This window comes from Denitrificimonas caeni (assembly GCF_905120345.1).
Lineage (GTDB): Bacteria > Pseudomonadota > Gammaproteobacteria > Pseudomonadales > Pseudomonadaceae > Denitrificimonas > Denitrificimonas caeni_A.
This window is the reverse complement of record NZ_CAJHOA010000001.1, coordinates 681,073-697,693: the sequence shown is the minus strand read 5'-3', so window position 1 is coordinate 697,693 and position 16,621 is coordinate 681,073. Positions and strand designations below refer to the sequence as shown.

Sequence of the window (16,621 nt, the reverse complement as noted above, 5' to 3'; positions counted from 1 at the left end):
CCTCTATTAAACAGGTCAGTTGTCTAAGTTGCCGCCCGCTAAGGCGCAGATTTCAATCAGATTGATTATATTGATTTCTTTGCCTTCTGCGACGAGCACCTCATTTTGCTGGAAACGAGTAAACACCCTCGACACTGTTTCGACAGCTAGACCTAAGTAGTTGCCAATTTCGTTACGTGACATGGCTAAGCGAAACTGCTGAGGAGAGTAACCGCGCGCACGAAAACGTGCAGATAAGTTCACTAAAAAGGTAGCAATGCGTTCATCAGCAGTTTTTTTCGATAACAACATCATCATCTGCTGATCATCACGGATTTCGCGACTCATAATGCGCATCAACTGACGGCGTAATTGCGGCAGAACAGCGCTGAGCTCATCTAACCTGTCGAAAGGGATTTCACAAATTGAGGTGGTTTCTAAAGCGATTGCAGAAACAGGGTAAAGCTCTGTGTCCATACCGGATAAACCAACAAATTCACTGGGTAAATGAAATCCCGTAATTTGTTCGGCGCCGCAATCAGTAACGCTAAAAGTCTTCAGACTGCCAGAGCGTACTGCATAAACTGAGGCGAAAGTATCACCCTGACGAAAAAGAAACTCACCTTTTTTCAATGGGCGATTGCGCTTAACAATACTGTCAAGTGCATCAAGATCTTGCATCTCCAAAGATAAGGGTAAGCAAAGTGTGGCTAAGCTGCAATCTTTGCAATGAGCTTGATGCGGGCTACGCAAGCTAGTTATTTCGGCCATACCATGATTCCTAGGCGAGAAGCGATCCAATGTAATTGCCTTTAGACTACCTTAGCCTGCAACAAGCTGCTACTTTGTTTGTTGAACTGTGCCTCAACTAGGCACAGTTTAGTATGGGTCGTTAGCTCCTTACATCGCTTGCGTCCTAGCTGAGTTGATGGTTTCGTCGTAGCTAAAGTGCTGATCAAATAGTTGGCAAACCGCCAGCGTAAATAGACGGCCTTGCGCGGTCATGTGCAGTGCGTTATCAGTCAGTATTAACAGTCCATCATGTTGCATTTTCTCAAGCTGAGGCCATTGCTTACGAAAGTAGTCTTGAATGCTAATCTTATGCTGCTGCTCAATGCTGGCAAAGTTAACGCTAAATTGACAGGTTAAGGCTTGAATAATGCTGCGACGAATATGATCGTCATTCTTACAGAGTAAGCCCTGTGCCGCTGGAAGTTGCTGATTGTTGCAGGCCATTTGGTAGGCGCTTAACTCATGAGTGTTATGGTAGTGATAATTACCCAGTCGGCTGGTTGCAGAAACACCAAAACCGATAATGTCGCAACTGAGGAAAGCGCCATGGTCTTGTATTTCATCTTGTGAAAACTCATGCTCTTGGGCAAAGACAAGCTCATCATCGGCTAAGGCAAAGTGCCCCATGCCAACATACTGGTAGCCTGCATCAGTGAGCATTTGCTGCGCGAGATAAAGCATCTGCTCTATTTCTGTAGAGCAGGGTAAGTCTGTGGCGTTAATGCGATTTTGAATAGGATGTTTGCTGGGTTGGTGTTGAAAACCTTGTAAAGCAATCCGGTCAGCACCAAGTGTTAAAATGTCAGTTAACGTTTGAGTAAATGACTGTGGCGTTTGCTTGGGCAAACCATACATCAGACTGATATTGACCGTGCGAAATTGTAATGTGCGTGCAGCCTCTACAATGGTTTGTGTTTGCTCAATGCTTTGTAGGCGATTAATGGCGCGTTGTACTGACGGGTCAAGCCCTTGCACCTCAATATTGACACGGTTAAAACCAATATCACGCAATACACCCATCGTTGACCAGTCGGCTTCACGCGGATCAATATCAATGCTGTATTGGCTGAAGTTATCGCTGACTATATTAAAGTTGTCTTTTAGGCAGCTCATCAGCTGCCGTAGTTCGGCCGTGTTTAAAAATGTAGGCGTACCGCCACCAAAATGTAGCTGTTTAATCTGTTGATTGGTGTTGATATGTTGCGCGACTAAACGTATTTCTTGTTCAAGACTACGCAAGTAAGCAGCGCTGCGGCTGCGGTCTTTGGTGACTACGTTTTTTGCAGTGCAGTAGTAGCATGCATTCGCGCAAAAAGGAATATTAACGCTGAGCGCCAACGGTCTACGTGCTTTAGAACTGTCGCGTAAGGCGCTAAAACGTTCAAAAGCACTGATAGGCTGCTGAAAATTAAATGTAGGGTATGAGCTGTATGGTTTATCAAGGCGATGATAGGTGCTAAATAGTTTAGAGCTCCACCCTATACTTTTGTTCATGTCATCTTGCTCCCTGATTACTCGCGTTTTCAGCGAGTATAGGGCGTGTTGGAGATATGGCTCTTGATCTGCATCAAAGCTATTTATGTGAACTGGTTATTATTAATGTCCCATTAGCCAATGCTGGTGAGGACCAGGCAATGTCCATAAACCATAAAGAATAACCAGTGTCCCTGCGGCATATCGGACATTTTTTTTACGTAAAAATACCGTGACGCGCTCTGCTGCTAAGCCTGATGCAAGTAAAACCGGCCATGTGCCTAAACCAAAGGTAAACATCAGCAGGGCACTGGTCGTCGCGTCGCCTTGGCTCGCTGTCCAAAACAGCGTGCTATAGACCAGGCCGCACGGTAGCCAGCCCCAGAGCCCACCAAGTAGTAAAGCGTGTGTTGTGCTTTTAACCGGTAATAAACGCCCAGCGATCGGTTGAATATACTTCCATAGATGACGACCAAGATTTTCAATACGGGTTAAACCGTGCCACCAGCCGGCTAAGTATAAACCGAGGCTGATGAGGAGAAACGCTGCAATAACACGCAGAGCCGCTGCTGCCGGCGTTTGCTCGACGGCCCAGCCCAGTAAACCAAATAAGAAACCGGCGACTGCATAGCTACTGACGCGACCGAGGTTGTAAGCAATAATCATGCGCAAACGATGTTGCTGTTGTTGCTCAGGAATGCCTAAAGTCAGGGCGCCCATCAGTCCACCGCACATGCCTAAACAGTGACCTGCGCCGAGTAAACCGAGAATAAATGCTGAAGCGAGTAATGGAATTAAATCAGCCATTGTTGTGCTCATCTGTTGGGCTTGATTTGGGTGCTTTGTTGTTCATGTGAGCAGTATGCATTGGATCTTCATCATCAAATAAAATACTGTGTGCAGGGCTGTCTAAGTCTTCATATTGACCGTTATCAACAGCCCAGAAAAACAGCTTGATCGCGAGCGCTACAATAATCAATGCTACTGGGATCATTACATATAAAGCTGCCATGGTATGCCTCGCTAAAATAGGGTTAAGTTCAATCGCTAAAGCGGGTTAGGCGTAGTGCGTTTAAAACGACTAAAAGAGAGCTGACTGACATACCTAACGCTGCCCATCCTGGGGTCACCCAGCCAATTGCCGCGAAAGGGATGACCAAGCCATTGTACAGGGTTGCCCAGCCGAGGTTTTCTATAATCACTCGACGGGTTTTTTTAGCCACGGCCAAGGCGCTGACTAAACTGCTGAGGCTGTTAGACAGTAAAATTGCGTCAGCCGTCGTTTTGGCGAGGTCAGTCGCGCTACCCATAGCAATGCTGATATCTGCGGCTGCTAGTACCGGTACATCATTGACGCCGTCACCCAGCATCAGTACGTGACGACCTTGATGATGTAACTCTTTAAGCACCTGCAGCTTATCGTCTGGAGTCAGACCGCCGCGGGCATCATCAATGTGTAATTGCTCGGCAATTTGTTGCACCATCGGCGAGCTATCCCCAGAGAGCAGTAGGACTTGCCAACCGCGAGCGCGACAGGTCTCAAGTAAAGCGGGGGCGTCAGCACGTAACTGATCGTCTAGAGCGAACCATGCTAAAGCGTGCTGTGTATCGCCGAGTAGCAACCACTGACCTTGTGCACTGGGCATTGGCGGGGCAGGGTAAGCACCCAAGGTGCTGACATAATCAGGACGACCAATACGTAGGTGTTTGCCGTTGACGAAACCTTCTAGACCTAAACCAGGCGCACTGCTGACATCCTGTGCTGCGGTTGTCGTGCGGCCAAAGGCTCGCGCAATCGGGTGTTCGGAGTGGCCTTCTAAGGCCGCGGCTAACTCCAGGCAGTCGTGTTCGCTAAGCTGGGCTATAGGCAGGATCTGTTTTAACGTTAGCTTTCCTTCGGTTAGCGTCCCCGTTTTATCGAAAATGACGGTGTCGACTTTTTGAAAGCTTTCCAGTACATGCCCTTTAGTGATCAGCAGGCCTAGCTTGTGTAATGAGCCGGTGGCTGCAGTGAGGGCTGTTGGCGTCGCTAACGATAATGCGCAAGGGCAGGTGGCCACCAGCAGCGATAAAACAATCCAAAATGCGCGTGAAGAATCAACTTGCCACCAAATTAAGCCCACCACAGCAGCAATGATTAAAACACTGATTAAGAACCATTGGGCAACGGTATCGGCCAGTTCAGCGAGGCGGGGTTTAAGTGATTGTGCTCGCTCTAAAAGACGTACGATTGCCGATAATTGAGTCTCTTCACCCAGTGCTAATACTGCTATTGTCAATGGGCCTTCGATGTTCAAAGTGCCTGCCACAACCGTATCGCCAGGTTTTTTGGCTAACGGTAGGTACTCGCCGGTCAGTAGTGATTCGTCAATGCTGGAGCGCCCAGTTAGAATACGACCGTCAGCAGGGATCAGATGCCCAGGCGGGACTAAAAGCTGATCATCTTGCTGTAATTCACTGAGTAAAATACGTTCGCTACTGCCGTCTGTATTTAAGCGTAAACAGGAGGCAGGTAATAAGTTGACCAGTTGCGTGGTTGCGGCTGAGGTACGCTCACGTGCACGGCGTTCAAGATAACGTCCGGACAGTAAAAAGAGAGCAAACATGCCGGCGGCATCAAAATATAAGTCACCTTGGCCGGTTAACGTTGACCAAATTCCAGCGCCATAGGCACCTGCGATGGCTAAAGAAACGGAGACGTCCATCGTTAAGTGTCGTGTACGTAAATCACGTAGAGCGCCGTGGAAAAACTCACTGCTGCAATAAAATACAATCGGAGTGGTGAGAATTAAGCTTATCCAGCGCAGGAGGCGGTCCATGCCGTCGGATAAATCTAAATTGAACTCCGGCCAAGTGGCCATCGAGGCCATCATCACTTGCATCCATAAGATACCTGCCACGCCGAGTTTACGGAGGGCGCGACGGTTATCTGCTTGCATTTTTTCACTGACAGTATCGGGCTGCCAAGGATGCGCAGCATAGCCGATATTGCGGATGGTTTTTAGCAGTTCAGACAGCATGATTTGCTCACTATCCCAGCGAATGCTCAGACGGTGATTGCTAAGGTTGAGCGATGTTTCCAGTACGCCCGGCAGTTTTCTAAGATGTTTTTCAATCAGCCAGCCACAAGCAGCGCAGGTGATACCTTCGATCAGTAGCTTGGTTTCGCTGATATTGCCAGAGGTGCTAACGAAAGGTTTTTGAATATCTTTACGGTCGAGTAGCAGTAACTCATCCGGTAACACGCCCGGCAGAGCTTCAGGATTAGCGGAGGGTTCACTGCGATGCTGATAATAACTTTCTAGACCGCCAGCGATAATGGTTTGTGCGACTGCCTGACAACCAGGACAGCAAAAAACACGCGACTCCTGGAGGACAACAGCAGTAAAAGCATCACCAGTAAAAACAGGTAAACCGCAGTGGAAACAGGATAAAGGCGCAGCCATAATAGTCCGCTATCTATAAGTGAAACAGTGTCCACTGAAGTCTGTGTTAACAGGCCAGTGGCGTTAGGCTCAGTCACCTAACTTGATGGATTCACCGATTACTAAGGTCTGTTCTTCAAATAAACGCCATTCAGCATCATCTTCCGAGCCAAGAACCTCAACAAAACGGCGACCCTGAATATCTTCCTGCAGCAAGCCACGGTAAGTGTCGCTACTGACCGGCTGCAGAACGATACGGCGATCGCGCTCTGGTTGAGTGGGGGAGATCAGATTGAGCACCAAATGTTGCGGTCTGCTTTTGCCTGTCAGAGTGAGTTCAGCTTGGCCAAGAGTACTGTCGAGGTTCAAAGTGCCGCCAATTTTTAGCTGCTCAGCAAGTCTTTCGCGCTCCAATGAGGTGTTAATTCCTTTGCCGGCATCGTAGTAGTTATCAACCACTAAGCTGTCGGCATTACGGATGGATATTGTCAATAATGACAGCCCGAGCACCACAGAAAAACTGAGCATACCAATGATGAACCAAGGCCAAAACTCTTTATACCAGGGTAAAACATTGTCTTCGGGCTGCATACAATATCCTTTAATTAACGAATTGTTGGGCCGAGGAATCGGCTTTCTGCTGTTCTGTGAATGCTATTGTCATCCTCAGAAAGAATTTTAAACTCAATCGTGTTGGTGCTTGAAGGAATATCTTCAGGGTCAACAGAGATCGATACTGGGATAGATAAGATTTCTCCCGCAGCAGCTGGAATCAAATGTTTTCCTTCCAGTTGTAAACCTTTAAGGCCACTTGCTTCAATGATGTAGACATGATCTGTCTGATCTTTGTTCATGATTTTTAGCGTGTAGACGTTTTCGATACGGCCTTCTTGGTTTTCACGGTACGGCGTACGGTCTTTAAGAACATTGAGTTCAACCAGTGTACGGTTGAATACAGTGTAAGCAAAGAGGCTGCTCATAATCGTCAGTGCAACAGCATAACCAATCAAGCGTGGACGGATCAGCTTGGTTTTTTGTCCAGACAAGTTGTGTTCAGTGGTGTAACTGATCAAGCCTTTAGGGTAGCCGACTTTTAGCATCACATCATCACAGGCATCAATACAGGCCGCGCAACCGATACAGGCGATTTGTAAACCATCACGAATATCAATGCCCGTCGGACATACGTGCACACAGAGCTTACAGTCAATACAGTCGCCTAGACCTTGAGCTTTGTAGTCACTGCCTTTTTTACGAGGACCGCGTTTCTCTCCGCGCTCTGGATCGTAAGAGACGATCAGCGTGTCTTTATCAAACATCACACTTTGAAAACGTGAGTAAGGGCACATGTGAATACAGACTTGTTCACGTAACCAGCCGGCGTTTAGGTAGGTCAATAAAGTGAAAAAACCAACCCAAAAATACGCCCAGCCATCCGCTGAGCCCGAAATCAGATCCATCGCCAGTTCGCGGATGGGAGAGAAGTAACCAACAAAGGTAAAACCAGTGATAAAGCCAATGCTAATCCAAAGGATGTGTTTGGCTGTTTTACGCATAAATTTGTTTGCAGACATCGGCGCTTTATCGAGCTTCATGCGTGCATTACGGTCACCTTCAGTGACTTTTTCGCACCACATAAAGACCCACGTCCAGACGCTTTGTGGGCAGGTATAGCCACACCAAACACGCCCAGCAAATACGGTAATGAAGAATAAACCGAAGGCGCAGATAATCAACAGCCAAGACAGTAACATAAAGTCTTGTGGCCAGAAGGTTGCGCCAAAGACATAGAATTTTCGTTCTGGCAGGTTCCACCAAACTGCTTGGCGGTCACCCCATGGCAGCCAGACAGTGCCTAAGAATAGAGTAAATAAGAACAGCCCTGAAGCAATACGAATATTCCGGAAGATTCCAGTAAACGCGCGTGTATAGATCGTCTCGCGTTTTGCGTAGAGGTCAACACTAGGGGCTTTGGGTGTAACGTTTTTTACAGGTATTTGCTCAGTCATCAGGTTGTACCACTGCGGTTTTTAAAATATCCGGCCAGCGTAGAGCTGGCCGGAATAAGCTTATAACTGCTTCGTATGGTACGCCTGCTGACGTTCCAGCGCAGAGTGACAACATGTCGCAGGTGTTATTTACTGATCCTTTGCACCGTGCGAAAGGCTGTACACATAAGCAGCTAATAAGTGAACTTTATCATTCCCCAAGAAATCTTCTTGAGCTGGCATTTGACCGTTACGTCCATGGCGAATTGTTTGTTGGACTTGAGCAAAGCTTGAGCCATACAACCAGATTCTATCGGTCAGATTAGGTGCACCCAGTAGGTTATTACCTTTGCCATCCGGACCATGACAGGCTACGCACATTGTGTTAAACGACTGTTGACCTGCCTCAAGGTTAATGTCTTCAGGGTTTTTTAAACCAGACAAGCTGCGCACATAACCGGTAACGTTTTTGACGCCGTCATTACCTAAAGCAGCTTCCCAACCTGGCATCGCTGCTATACGACCTTTTAGAATCGTGGTTTTAATAGTTTCAGCGTCACCACCCCAGATCCAATCATTGTCGGTCAGGTTAGGGAAGCCGTGTGCACCTTTGGCATCAGAGCCGTGACATACCGAACAGTTAGAGGCAAATAAACGACCACCCATTTTCAGGGCTAGATCATCTTTTGCTACGTCTTCAATCGGCATTGCTGCGTATTTAGCAAAAATAGGGCCGTATTTTGCATCAGCCTTAGTTATTTCGCGGTCATACTGTTTAGTTGAGGTCCAGCCACCTTCGTAGCCTGGCAGAATACCTTTCCAGTTACCCATACCAGGATAAAGAACAAGGTAACCAACAGCGAAGATTATCGTACCGACAAATAGCATAAACCACCAGCGAGGTAGCGGGTTGTCATACTCTTCAATGCCGTCATAAACATGACCCACTGTTTGATCAGTAATGTCGCTGCGTTGCCCTTTACGCGTGGCAAAAATCAGCCACGCCAAGGCTAGTAAAGTACCGGTCGTAAGAATTACGACGTACCAACTCCAGAAAGAAGTCATTGGTTATTGCTCCTGGATGTGTCTGTATTCAGCTCGTTAGAAGGCGGCTCTTCGTCAGCGAAGGGTAAATTTGCAGCTTCATCAAAGCTGGATTTGCGCTTGCTGTTATAAGCCCAAAAAACCAACCCTATAAACGCTACAAAAATGAGCACTGTACCTAAGCCGCGAAGAGTTCCGATATCCATGAGCCTTACCGTTTATTCTTAATGTATGTGCCAAGAACTTGCAGGTAAGCCACTACAGCTTCCATTTCAGTCTTGCCCTTAACTGCTGCTACCGCACCATCAATATCTTCATCGGTGTACGGCACGCCCAACCAGCGCATGGCTTTAATTTTAGCCACAGTATCTTTGCCGTCTAAGGTGTTCTCTACTAACCAAGGGTAAGCAGGCATCTTAGATTCAGGCACAACGTTGCGCGGGTTGTACAAGTGAGCACGGTGCCAGTCGTCTGAGTAACGACCGCCAACACGAGCAAGGTCAGGACCTGTACGCTTAGAACCCCATAAAAATGGGTGCTCGTAAACGCTTTCACCAGCGACAGAGTAGTGACCGTAGCGCTCGGTTTCAGCACGGAAAGGGCGGATCATCTGTGAGTGACACTGAACGCAGCCTTCACGGATATAGATATCACGACCTTCCAGTTGCAGAGCAGTATAAGGCTTGAGGCCATCTACAGGCTCGTTCACCATGTCTTGGAAGAACAAAGGAACGATTTGTACAAGACCGCCAATACTGACTGCAATCACCATAAAGAGCGCGAGTAAACCAACGTTTTTTTCAACGCGTTCATGCTGTTTCATTAGTGGGCCTCTCCAACAGTAAAGCGCGCATGTGCAGTCGCTTTTTCAGTATCTGACGCGCGTACTGTGCGCCATGTGTTGTATGCCATGAAGAGCATACCGGTTAAGAAGAAGATACCGCCGATCATGCGTACTAAGAAACCATAGTGACCGGCTTCTAACGCTTCAACGAATGAGTAGGTTAGGGTGCCGTCTTGGTTAATTGCGCGCCACATCAGACCTTGCATAATACCGTTGACCCACATTGAGGCGATATACAACACCGTACCGATCGTTGCCAACCAGAAGTGGGTGTTAATCAGCGCAACACTGTGCATTTCTTCACGGCCAAACAGGCGTGGAATTAAGTGGTACAACGAACCAATGGTTACCATCGCTACCCAACCTAAAGCACCGGCGTGTACGTGGCCGACAGTCCAGTCAGTGTAGTGTGATAAGGCGTTAACAGTTTTAATCGCCATCATCGGACCTTCAAAGGTCGACATGCCGTAGAAGGCAAGCGATACAACCAAGAAGCGTAGGATTGGGTCGGTACGTAATTTATGCCATGCACCAGACAAGGTCATCATCCCGTTGATCATACCACCCCATGATGGGGCCAATAAAATCAAGGACATGGCCATACCCAGTGATTGTGCCCAGTCAGGCAGTGCTGTGTAGTGCAAGTGGTGCGGACCCGCCCAAATGTACACAGTGATCAATGCCCAGAAGTGCACGATAGACAAACGGTACGAGTAAATAGGACGGCCAGCTTGCTTGGGTACGAAGTAGTACATCATGCCCAAGAAACCTGTGGTTAAGAAGAAACCTACAGCGTTATGTCCGTACCACCATTGCACCATGGCATCTGTTGCGCCGGAGTACAGTGAGTATGACTTAAACCAAGTGACTGGAATCGACATATGGTTAACGATGTGCAACATCGCTGTCACGAGGATGAACGCACCGAAGAACCAGTTACCCACATAAATGTGTGATGTCTTACGTTTGGCGATAGTACCAAAGAAGACGATAGCGTAAGCCACCCACACAACAGTGAGAAGAAGGGCGATTGGCCACTCTAGCTCGGCATACTCTTTGGTGGTGGTGTAGCCCAACGGCAACGTAATCGCTGCTGAAAGGATAACTGCCTGCCAGCCCCAAAAGGTGAATGCAGCCAATCTGTCGGAAAACAGTCGGGCCTGTGAGGTGCGTTGAACCACATAGTAAGACGTGGCAAACAATGCGCTACCACCAAAAGCAAAAATAACTGCGTTGGTGTGCAAAGGACGGAGCCGGCCGAAGCTGGTCCATGGAAGGTTAAAGTTCATTTCTGGCCATACTAATTGGGCTGCAATTAGGACGCCAACACTCATACCTACGATACCCCAGACCACCGTCATAATGGCGAACTGGCGTACAACCTTGTAGTTATAAGCATTCTCTTGGATTGCTGTGCTCATGCTAAGACTTCCACGGGTAATGGATTGTTCGGAATTAAATCGCCGACAAGTATGAGGAAAGCATAAAGCCATTGCAATCAGTACGTCTTTTAACGTGACCGAGTACCGGATTTAAAACTACAAATCGATGTCTAACTTTGTTTTGTGTGCGGATCAACCAACGCAAAACGCGATTATGTGATTGTAATTTGCTATCAACTTGCTGACGCAACTCCTATCTTAGCGCAACTGACCCATGAATTAACACTCAGGCTTCGCAATACGACTATATATAATCTGTGATTGAGTGGCTAAGTACCTTGACCAAGGTCAGTAACGGAATCAAAAGTGCTGGCAATATGTCTCAACATATTGCCAGCACTGTGGCGCGTAATTACTCCTTGTCGTTCGATAAGCTGTACACATAAGCGGCAAGAATATGTACTTTATCTTTGCCGAGGTACTGCTCTTGCGCTGGCATTACACCATTGCGGCCATTACGAATAGTTTGTTGCAATTGTGTCATTCCTGAACCGTAAATCCAGCCAGCACTGGCGGTTAAGTTGGGCGAGCCTAATATTGCCATGCCTTCACCGTTAGCGCCGTGACAGGCTGAGCAGTTGGTCGTATAGATCTCTTTACCTGCGGCAGTATCTGCTTCGGTACCTTGAGGTAGTTGTAAGCCTGCGAGGTCTTTACGAACATAAGCTGCGACGTTTTTTACGCCCTCTTCACCGATAATTGCGCCCCAAGCCGGCATTACACCGTTACGGCCTTGCAAAATACTGGCTTGAATTGCAGCCGTATCACCACCCCAGCGCCAATGTTGATCGGCGAGGTTAGGAAAGCCTACTGCGCCTTTTGCATCTGATCCGTGGCAAATTGAGCAGTAGTTAGCAAACAGACGTGAGCCCATCTTTAGTGCTTGTGGGTCTTGGGCAACTTGCTCGATGCTCATTGCTGCATATTTAGCGAAGATAGGCCCGTATTTTTCATCGGCTTTATCCATTTCGCGCTCCCACTGCTTAGTGGACGTCCAACCGCCGTCGTAGCCGGGTAGAACGCCTTTCCAGTTACCCATTCCTGGGTAAAGAACGAGATACATCACTGCGAACAGCAAAGTGCCAACAAACAGCATAAACCACCAACGCGGTAGTGGATTGTCTAACTCCTGAATGCCATCAAATGCATGATCCAAGGTTTGATCGGTGGTGTCTGGGCGTTGCCCTTTGCGCGTTGCAAAAACCAGCCATGTCAACGCTAGTAAGGTGCCAGAGGTGAGTAGCGTAATATACCAACTCCAGAATGAGGTCATTGGTGAGTGCTCCTTGAATGATTTTGTACATCGGCAGTATCGTTACTTGGCTCGTCACCGAAAGGCAGCAGAGCTGCCTCGGCAAAGCTGTCTTTACGTTTACTGCTGTATGCCCAAAATACGAGGCCAATAAAAGCCACTAAAATTAAGATTGTGCCTAAGCCACGCAGTGTTCCAATATCCATCATCATTACCGTTTATTCTTGATGGACGTGCCGAGCACTTGTAAATAGGCGACCAATGCATCCATTTCGGTTTTGTCCTTAACTGCGGTCACTGCACCTTGGATATCCTCTTCTGTATAAGGAACGCCGAGCCAGCTTAATGCTTGCATTTTCGCTACAGTGTTTTTACCGCTCATCTTGTTTTCCACTAACCAAGGATAAGATGGCATTTTTGATTCAGGAACCACGTTGCGCGGGTTAAACAGGTGAGCGCGGTGCCAATCATCTGAATAACGACCACCAACGCGTGCTAAGTCAGGACCTGTACGCTTAGAACCCCATAGGAAAGGGTGGTCATAGACGCTTTCACCAGCGACCGAGTAGTGACCGTAACGTTCGGTTTCAGCGCGGAAGGGACGAATCATTTGTGAGTGGCAGCCGACGCAGCCTTCACGGATATAAATATCACGTCCTTCCAGCTGCAGAGCGGTATAGGGCTTTAAGCCTTCAACCGGTTCGTTGACTATATCTTGGAAAAACAGTGGCACGATTTGTACTAGACCACCAATGCTCACCGCTAAGACCATAAAGAGCGCCAGTAAACCGACGTTCTTTTCAAGTTTCTCGTGATTTTTCATTAGTGTGCTCCCTCTACAGAAAAGCGTGCTGCTGCTGCAACTTCTGCAGGTTTAGCTTGAGCAATAGTTTTCCAAACGTTCCAAGCCATCAGCAACATACCGGTAAAGAAGATTGTGCCACCGATTAAGCGCACCACAAAACCTGGGTGGCTGACGTTGATCGCTTCGGCAAACGAGTAGGTTAAGGTGCCGTCATCATTGATCGCGCGCCACATCAGACCTTGGGCAATACCATTGACCCATAGTGAAGCGATGTACAAAACAGTACCAATAGTGGATAGCCAGAAGTGAGTGTTGATCAGGCTGACGCTGTACATTTGTTTCATGCCGAATAAGCGCGGAATCATATGGTAGAGTGAGCCGATAGACACCATCGCAACCCAGCCTAAGGCACCTGCGTGGACGTGACCGATTGTCCAGTCGGTGTAGTGTGATAAAGCGTTTACAGTTTTAATCGACATCATTGGACCTTCGAAAGTCGACATGCCGTAGAACGCTAAAGAAACCACTAAGAAGCGTAAAATAGGATCGCTACGCAATTTATGCCAAGCGCCTGACAGCGTCATCATTCCGTTGATCATGCCGCCCCATGACGGAGCCAGTAGGATCAATGACATCACCATGCCGAGTGATTGCGCCCAGTCTGGCAAGGCGGTGTAGTGCAGGTGGTGTGGGCCGGCCCAGATATAAACGGCGATAAGCGCCCAGAAGTGCACGATAGATAAACGGTAGGAGTACACAGGACGTTCAGCTTGCTTAGGAACGAAGTAGTACATCATGCCCAAGAAACCAGCGGTCAAGAAGAAACCAACGGCGTTGTGACCGTACCACCATTGCACCATGGCATCAGTGGCACCGGCATACATGGAGTATGACTTGGTCATAGTGACCGGAACTTCCATATTATTGACAATGTGCAACATCGCCACTGTCAAAATAAAAGCACCAAAGAACCAGTTACCTACGTAAATATGTTTAACTTTACGCTTGACTAGAGTACCAAAGAAGACAATCGCATAGCTGACCCAAACGATGGCAATTAGGATATCAATTGGCCATTCGAGTTCTGCGTATTCTTTCGAAGAGGTAAAGCCTAATGGCAGGCTAATAGCGGCTAGTAAGATCACTAGTTGCCAGCCCCAGAAGGTAAATGCTGCTAGCTTTGGCGCAAAGAGCTGCGTTTGACAGGTGCGCTGTACGGCGTAATAAGAGGTTGCAAAGAGTGCGCAACCACCGAAAGCGAAGATCACCGCATTGGTGTGCAAAGGGCGTAAGCGACCATAAGAGGTCCAAGGAAGGTCGAAGTTTAATACGGGCCAAACCAGTTGAGCAGCAATCAGGATGCCAACAGCCATCCCAACAATGCCCCATACCACCGTCATGATGGCAAACTGGCGAACCACCTTGTAGTTGTAGGCGGAACTCGTTGTCGTGTTCATATTTGAAGGTTTCCATTGATGTTTTTGGGCAGATAATCAGCCGTCTTATGGACGTTAAGAGAGCTGTTGTCGGATAAAAGGATGGCTAAAGGCTAATGGCTGGGTATTGATAAGGGTCAACAGACGAATATTTTACTTTTTTGTATAGTGAGGGTGTGATGTCGGTTTTATATGAGAAAGCGCGTGATTCTTGTTGCACTTTGATATTGGCGCATGGTGCGGGGGCGCCAATGGACAGTGCTTTTATGGAGGCTATGACACAGCATTTGCTGCTGCTCAATATCAGTGTCGTGCGCTTTGAATTCCCCTATATGGCCCAGCGTAGGCTGGATGCTGTGCGTCGGCCGCCAAATAAAATGGATGTGCTACAAGATGTTTGGCGCGCTGTTTGCCACCAAGTGCGAACGCAGACCGACGAGCCTATTGTGTTGGCAGGCAAGTCGATGGGTGGACGAGTAGCCAGTATGTTGGTTGATGAGTTACAAGCAGGTGCGCTGATTTGTCTCGGCTATCCTTTCTACCCAATCAAGAAACCAGGCGCACCGCGTATTGAACACTTGATCAATTTACGTACACCTGCGTTAATTATTCAAGGTGAGCGCGATGCCTTAGGCTGCCGAGAGGTGGTGCAGGGCTATACCTTGTCATCGACAATAACGTTTGCGTGGATGGCCATGGCTGATCATGATCTTAAGCCTTTAAAACGCTCAGGTTTTAGCCATGAGCAGTATTTACAGCAGGCTGCTTTGAGCATTGCACGGTTTATAAAAGCTACGCTTAGCTAGGGTGGCTGCACTTTAGATTGGCTTTTCTGTGGTCAGTTGCTGCGCAATATGCAGCAGTTGTTCGCGCATCCAGCGATTGGCAGGGTCTTGATCGGCGCTGCTGTGCCAAAATAAATGACTTTCAATCGGTGCTACACCAGAAATGGGTAATTCTACGCTATGCAGTTGGTGATGCTGGGCAAAACGAGCTGGCGCGGTAATGGTTAAGTCGGTGCTTTGCAGCACGGTATGAGCCATTAAATAGTGTTGTGAGCGCAATACTATATTACGTTGCACCCCCATTTTCCCTAAAGCAAGATCGACAGGACCTAAGCCGCTGCGCCGTGAGGAAATATGGATATGCTGTGCAGCCAAATACTGCTTGAGAGTGATGGCTTTGTGCGCTGATAAGGGGTGATCTTTGCGCATGGCGCAGACGTAGCGGTCTTCAAGCAGTTTCGTATGCAGCAGTTGCGGATCGCTGTTGAGGGGGATATCGATGGCGAAATCAAGGTGACCTGCAGCCAACTCTTTGGCTGTTTCACGGCGACGAGCCAGTAAGCTTTCAATGCGTACATGCGGTGCAACCTTGCTCAAGCGCTGAAAGGTAGCCGGTAAGAGGATGTCTTCAATTAAATCAGTCATGCTTAAACGAAAAGTTTTGTTGGCTTGACTCGGGTCGAAGACGCGGCTGTCATGCACAGAAACACGTAGTAATTGTAAGGCGCCGCGCACGGGGTTAATAATGTTTTTTGCCAGAGGAGTCGGAATCATGCCCTGTGCGGTACGAATAAACAGAGGGTCATCAAAGGTGGTTCGAAGTCGCGCCAATGCATTAGACGCTGCGGGCTGAGTCATTCCCATGATTTGCGCCGCACGGGTTAGGTTGCCTTCGCTATAAATAGCGTCAAAAACAATGAATAAATTCAGATCAATCTTGGTTAAATTCATTTTTATTCCAAAGCAAAACGAGATGCGTGCGGGGCAGCTTTTACTGGGCTATATGCTGGCTTATTTGGGCATTTAGCGGTATTCGCATAAGTATGCAGTGGCGTAGGTTATTTTAATTAAGAAACTACTGTCAGCATCGACAGTAAAATGCTCGCCTGCAGCGAAGTTGCTCCAATGCTCTGCATTCGCCTGTTTTACCTCGGCACTGCCGCTGATAATATGCATAACTTCTACGCTGGACGTGCTGAAGGTGTATTCGCCGGGAGCCATGACACCAACACTGGCAGGGCCTGTGTTATTAGTAAAACTGATAGATTTTACAGCGCCATTGAAGTATTCATTAACGTTTAGCATGGGCAGTACTCTTGAGGGTAAAGATTTATAGCATAACCGTGCTGCGATCTG

Annotated in this window: 18 protein-coding genes; 1 reads left to right on the top strand and 17 read right to left on the bottom strand. The window is 47.9% G+C overall.

What is annotated here, in order from left to right:
- Positions 1 to 15: 15 nt before the first annotated feature.
- The 15 genes from fnr to ccoN (JYJ62_RS03145) all read right to left on the bottom strand — a co-directional run bounded on the left by fnr (position 16) and on the right by ccoN (JYJ62_RS03145) (position 14,501).
- Positions 16 to 750 carry a fumarate/nitrate reduction transcriptional regulator Fnr gene (gene fnr / locus JYJ62_RS03215; RefSeq protein WP_205340732.1) on the bottom strand — a complete coding sequence of 245 codons (735 nt, stop codon included), beginning with the start codon at positions 748 to 750 and terminating at the stop codon, positions 16 to 18.
- A 129-nt stretch (positions 751 to 879) separates the two neighbouring features.
- A complete protein-coding gene (gene hemN, locus JYJ62_RS03210; protein WP_205340731.1) occupies positions 880 to 2,265 on the bottom strand; it encodes an oxygen-independent coproporphyrinogen III oxidase in 1,386 nt (461 codons plus the stop codon).
- Between the two features lie 102 nt (positions 2,266 to 2,367).
- Positions 2,368 to 3,051, bottom strand: coding sequence for a sulfite exporter TauE/SafE family protein (locus tag JYJ62_RS03205; protein WP_205340730.1), 684 nt, complete (start codon positions 3,049 to 3,051; stop codon positions 2,368 to 2,370).
- Positions 3,044 to 3,256 carry a cbb3-type cytochrome oxidase assembly protein CcoS gene (gene ccoS, locus JYJ62_RS03200; protein WP_205340729.1) on the bottom strand — a complete coding sequence of 71 codons (213 nt, stop codon included), beginning with the start codon at positions 3,254 to 3,256 and terminating at the stop codon, positions 3,044 to 3,046. Before ccoS ends, JYJ62_RS03205 begins: the two co-directional genes overlap by 8 nt.
- 28 nt (positions 3,257 to 3,284) lie before the next feature.
- Positions 3,285 to 5,690: a heavy metal translocating P-type ATPase gene (locus JYJ62_RS03195; protein ID WP_205340728.1), complete on the bottom strand. Its 2,406-nt coding sequence runs from the start codon at positions 5,688 to 5,690 to the stop codon at positions 3,285 to 3,287.
- 69 nt (positions 5,691 to 5,759) lie between these two features.
- On the bottom strand, positions 5,760 to 6,260 hold the full coding sequence (locus JYJ62_RS03190) for a FixH family protein (protein WP_205340727.1): 501 nt from the start codon (positions 6,258 to 6,260) through the stop codon (positions 5,760 to 5,762).
- Between the two features lie 14 nt (positions 6,261 to 6,274).
- Complete coding sequence (ccoG, locus tag JYJ62_RS03185) at positions 6,275 to 7,678, bottom strand: cytochrome c oxidase accessory protein CcoG (protein ID WP_205340726.1); 1,404 nt, start codon at positions 7,676 to 7,678, stop codon at positions 6,275 to 6,277.
- 129 nt (positions 7,679 to 7,807) lie between these two features.
- Positions 7,808 to 8,722: a cytochrome-c oxidase, cbb3-type subunit III gene (ccoP, locus tag JYJ62_RS03180; RefSeq protein WP_205340725.1), complete on the bottom strand. Its 915-nt coding sequence runs from the start codon at positions 8,720 to 8,722 to the stop codon at positions 7,808 to 7,810.
- Complete coding sequence (locus tag JYJ62_RS03175; protein WP_205340724.1) at positions 8,719 to 8,907, bottom strand: cbb3-type cytochrome oxidase subunit 3; 189 nt, start codon at positions 8,905 to 8,907, stop codon at positions 8,719 to 8,721. Before JYJ62_RS03175 ends, ccoP (JYJ62_RS03180) begins: the two co-directional genes overlap by 4 nt.
- A gap of 5 nt (positions 8,908 to 8,912) precedes the next feature.
- On the bottom strand, positions 8,913 to 9,524 hold the full coding sequence (gene ccoO, locus JYJ62_RS03170) for a cytochrome-c oxidase, cbb3-type subunit II (RefSeq protein WP_205340723.1): 612 nt from the start codon (positions 9,522 to 9,524) through the stop codon (positions 8,913 to 8,915).
- Positions 9,524 to 10,966, bottom strand: a complete 1,443-nt coding sequence (gene ccoN, locus JYJ62_RS03165; protein ID WP_205340722.1) for a cytochrome-c oxidase, cbb3-type subunit I — start codon at positions 10,964 to 10,966, stop codon at positions 9,524 to 9,526. Before ccoN (JYJ62_RS03165) ends, ccoO (JYJ62_RS03170) begins: the two co-directional genes overlap by 1 nt.
- A 373-nt stretch (positions 10,967 to 11,339) precedes the next feature.
- The gene (gene ccoP, locus JYJ62_RS03160; RefSeq protein ID WP_205340721.1) at positions 11,340 to 12,260 is read right to left on the bottom strand and encodes a cytochrome-c oxidase, cbb3-type subunit III; all 921 of its coding nucleotides are present in this window, start codon (positions 12,258 to 12,260) and stop codon (positions 11,340 to 11,342) included.
- Positions 12,257 to 12,445 (bottom strand): cbb3-type cytochrome oxidase subunit 3, encoded by a 189-nt coding sequence (locus tag JYJ62_RS03155; RefSeq protein WP_205340842.1) that lies wholly within the window; start codon positions 12,443 to 12,445, stop codon positions 12,257 to 12,259. The genes ccoP (JYJ62_RS03160) and JYJ62_RS03155 overlap by 4 nt, the downstream gene beginning before the upstream one ends.
- Positions 12,446 to 12,450: 5 nt before the next feature.
- The gene (gene ccoO / locus JYJ62_RS03150) at positions 12,451 to 13,062 is read right to left on the bottom strand and encodes a cytochrome-c oxidase, cbb3-type subunit II (protein WP_205340720.1); all 612 of its coding nucleotides are present in this window, start codon (positions 13,060 to 13,062) and stop codon (positions 12,451 to 12,453) included.
- Positions 13,062 to 14,501: a cytochrome-c oxidase, cbb3-type subunit I gene (ccoN, locus tag JYJ62_RS03145; protein ID WP_205340719.1), complete on the bottom strand. Its 1,440-nt coding sequence runs from the start codon at positions 14,499 to 14,501 to the stop codon at positions 13,062 to 13,064. The genes ccoO (JYJ62_RS03150) and ccoN (JYJ62_RS03145) overlap by 1 nt, the downstream gene beginning before the upstream one ends.
- Positions 14,502 to 14,659: 158 nt before the next feature.
- On the opposite strand from ccoN (JYJ62_RS03145), the gene JYJ62_RS03140 reads away from it, so the two are divergent.
- On the top strand, positions 14,660 to 15,286 hold the full coding sequence (locus JYJ62_RS03140; RefSeq protein WP_205340718.1) for an alpha/beta fold hydrolase: 627 nt from the start codon (positions 14,660 to 14,662) through the stop codon (positions 15,284 to 15,286).
- 12 nt (positions 15,287 to 15,298) lie between these two features.
- Here the strand turns inward: JYJ62_RS03140 and JYJ62_RS03135 are convergent, their stop codons facing one another.
- Complete coding sequence (locus tag JYJ62_RS03135; protein ID WP_205340717.1) at positions 15,299 to 16,216, bottom strand: LysR family transcriptional regulator; 918 nt, start codon at positions 16,214 to 16,216, stop codon at positions 15,299 to 15,301.
- A gap of 72 nt (positions 16,217 to 16,288) precedes the next feature.
- On the bottom strand, positions 16,289 to 16,570 hold the full coding sequence (locus JYJ62_RS03130; protein ID WP_205340716.1) for a pyrimidine/purine nucleoside phosphorylase: 282 nt from the start codon (positions 16,568 to 16,570) through the stop codon (positions 16,289 to 16,291).
- Positions 16,571 to 16,621: the final 51 nt, after the last annotated feature.

Bases quoted from the DNA above. Each gene is read 5' to 3' on its own strand.
- ccoS (WP_205340729.1), bottom strand. From the start codon at position 3,256: ATGGCAGCTTTATATGTAATGATCCCAGTAGCATTGATTATTGTAGCG.
- ccoN (WP_205340722.1), bottom strand. From the start codon at position 10,966: ATGAGCACAGCAATCCAAGAGAATGCTTATAACTACAAGGTTGTACGC.
- JYJ62_RS03140 (WP_205340718.1), top strand. From the start codon at position 14,660: ATGTCGGTTTTATATGAGAAAGCGCGTGATTCTTGTTGCACTTTGATA.
- fnr (WP_205340732.1), bottom strand. From the start codon at position 750: ATGGCCGAAATAACTAGCTTGCGTAGCCCGCATCAAGCTCATTGCAAA.
- ccoO (WP_205340720.1), bottom strand. From the start codon at position 13,062: ATGAAAAATCACGAGAAACTTGAAAAGAACGTCGGTTTACTGGCGCTC.
- JYJ62_RS03205 (WP_205340730.1), bottom strand. From the start codon at position 3,051: ATGGCTGATTTAATTCCATTACTCGCTTCAGCATTTATTCTCGGTTTA.
- JYJ62_RS03195 (WP_205340728.1), bottom strand. From the start codon at position 5,690: ATGGCTGCGCCTTTATCCTGTTTCCACTGCGGTTTACCTGTTTTTACT.
- JYJ62_RS03155 (WP_205340842.1), bottom strand. From the start codon at position 12,445: ATGGATATTGGAACACTGCGTGGCTTAGGCACAATCTTAATTTTAGTG.
- ccoG (WP_205340726.1), bottom strand. From the start codon at position 7,678: ATGACTGAGCAAATACCTGTAAAAAACGTTACACCCAAAGCCCCTAGT.
- JYJ62_RS03175 (WP_205340724.1), bottom strand. From the start codon at position 8,907: ATGGATATCGGAACTCTTCGCGGCTTAGGTACAGTGCTCATTTTTGTA.
- JYJ62_RS03135 (WP_205340717.1), bottom strand. From the start codon at position 16,216: ATGAATTTAACCAAGATTGATCTGAATTTATTCATTGTTTTTGACGCT.
- ccoP (WP_205340721.1), bottom strand. From the start codon at position 12,260: ATGACCTCATTCTGGAGTTGGTATATTACGCTACTCACCTCTGGCACC.
- ccoO (WP_205340723.1), bottom strand. From the start codon at position 9,524: ATGAAACAGCATGAACGCGTTGAAAAAAACGTTGGTTTACTCGCGCTC.
- hemN (WP_205340731.1), bottom strand. From the start codon at position 2,265: ATGAACAAAAGTATAGGGTGGAGCTCTAAACTATTTAGCACCTATCAT.
- JYJ62_RS03190 (WP_205340727.1), bottom strand. From the start codon at position 6,260: ATGCAGCCCGAAGACAATGTTTTACCCTGGTATAAAGAGTTTTGGCCT.
- ccoN (WP_205340719.1), bottom strand. From the start codon at position 14,501: ATGAACACGACAACGAGTTCCGCCTACAACTACAAGGTGGTTCGCCAG.
- ccoP (WP_205340725.1), bottom strand. From the start codon at position 8,722: ATGACTTCTTTCTGGAGTTGGTACGTCGTAATTCTTACGACCGGTACT.
- JYJ62_RS03130 (WP_205340716.1), bottom strand. From the start codon at position 16,570: ATGCTAAACGTTAATGAATACTTCAATGGCGCTGTAAAATCTATCAGT.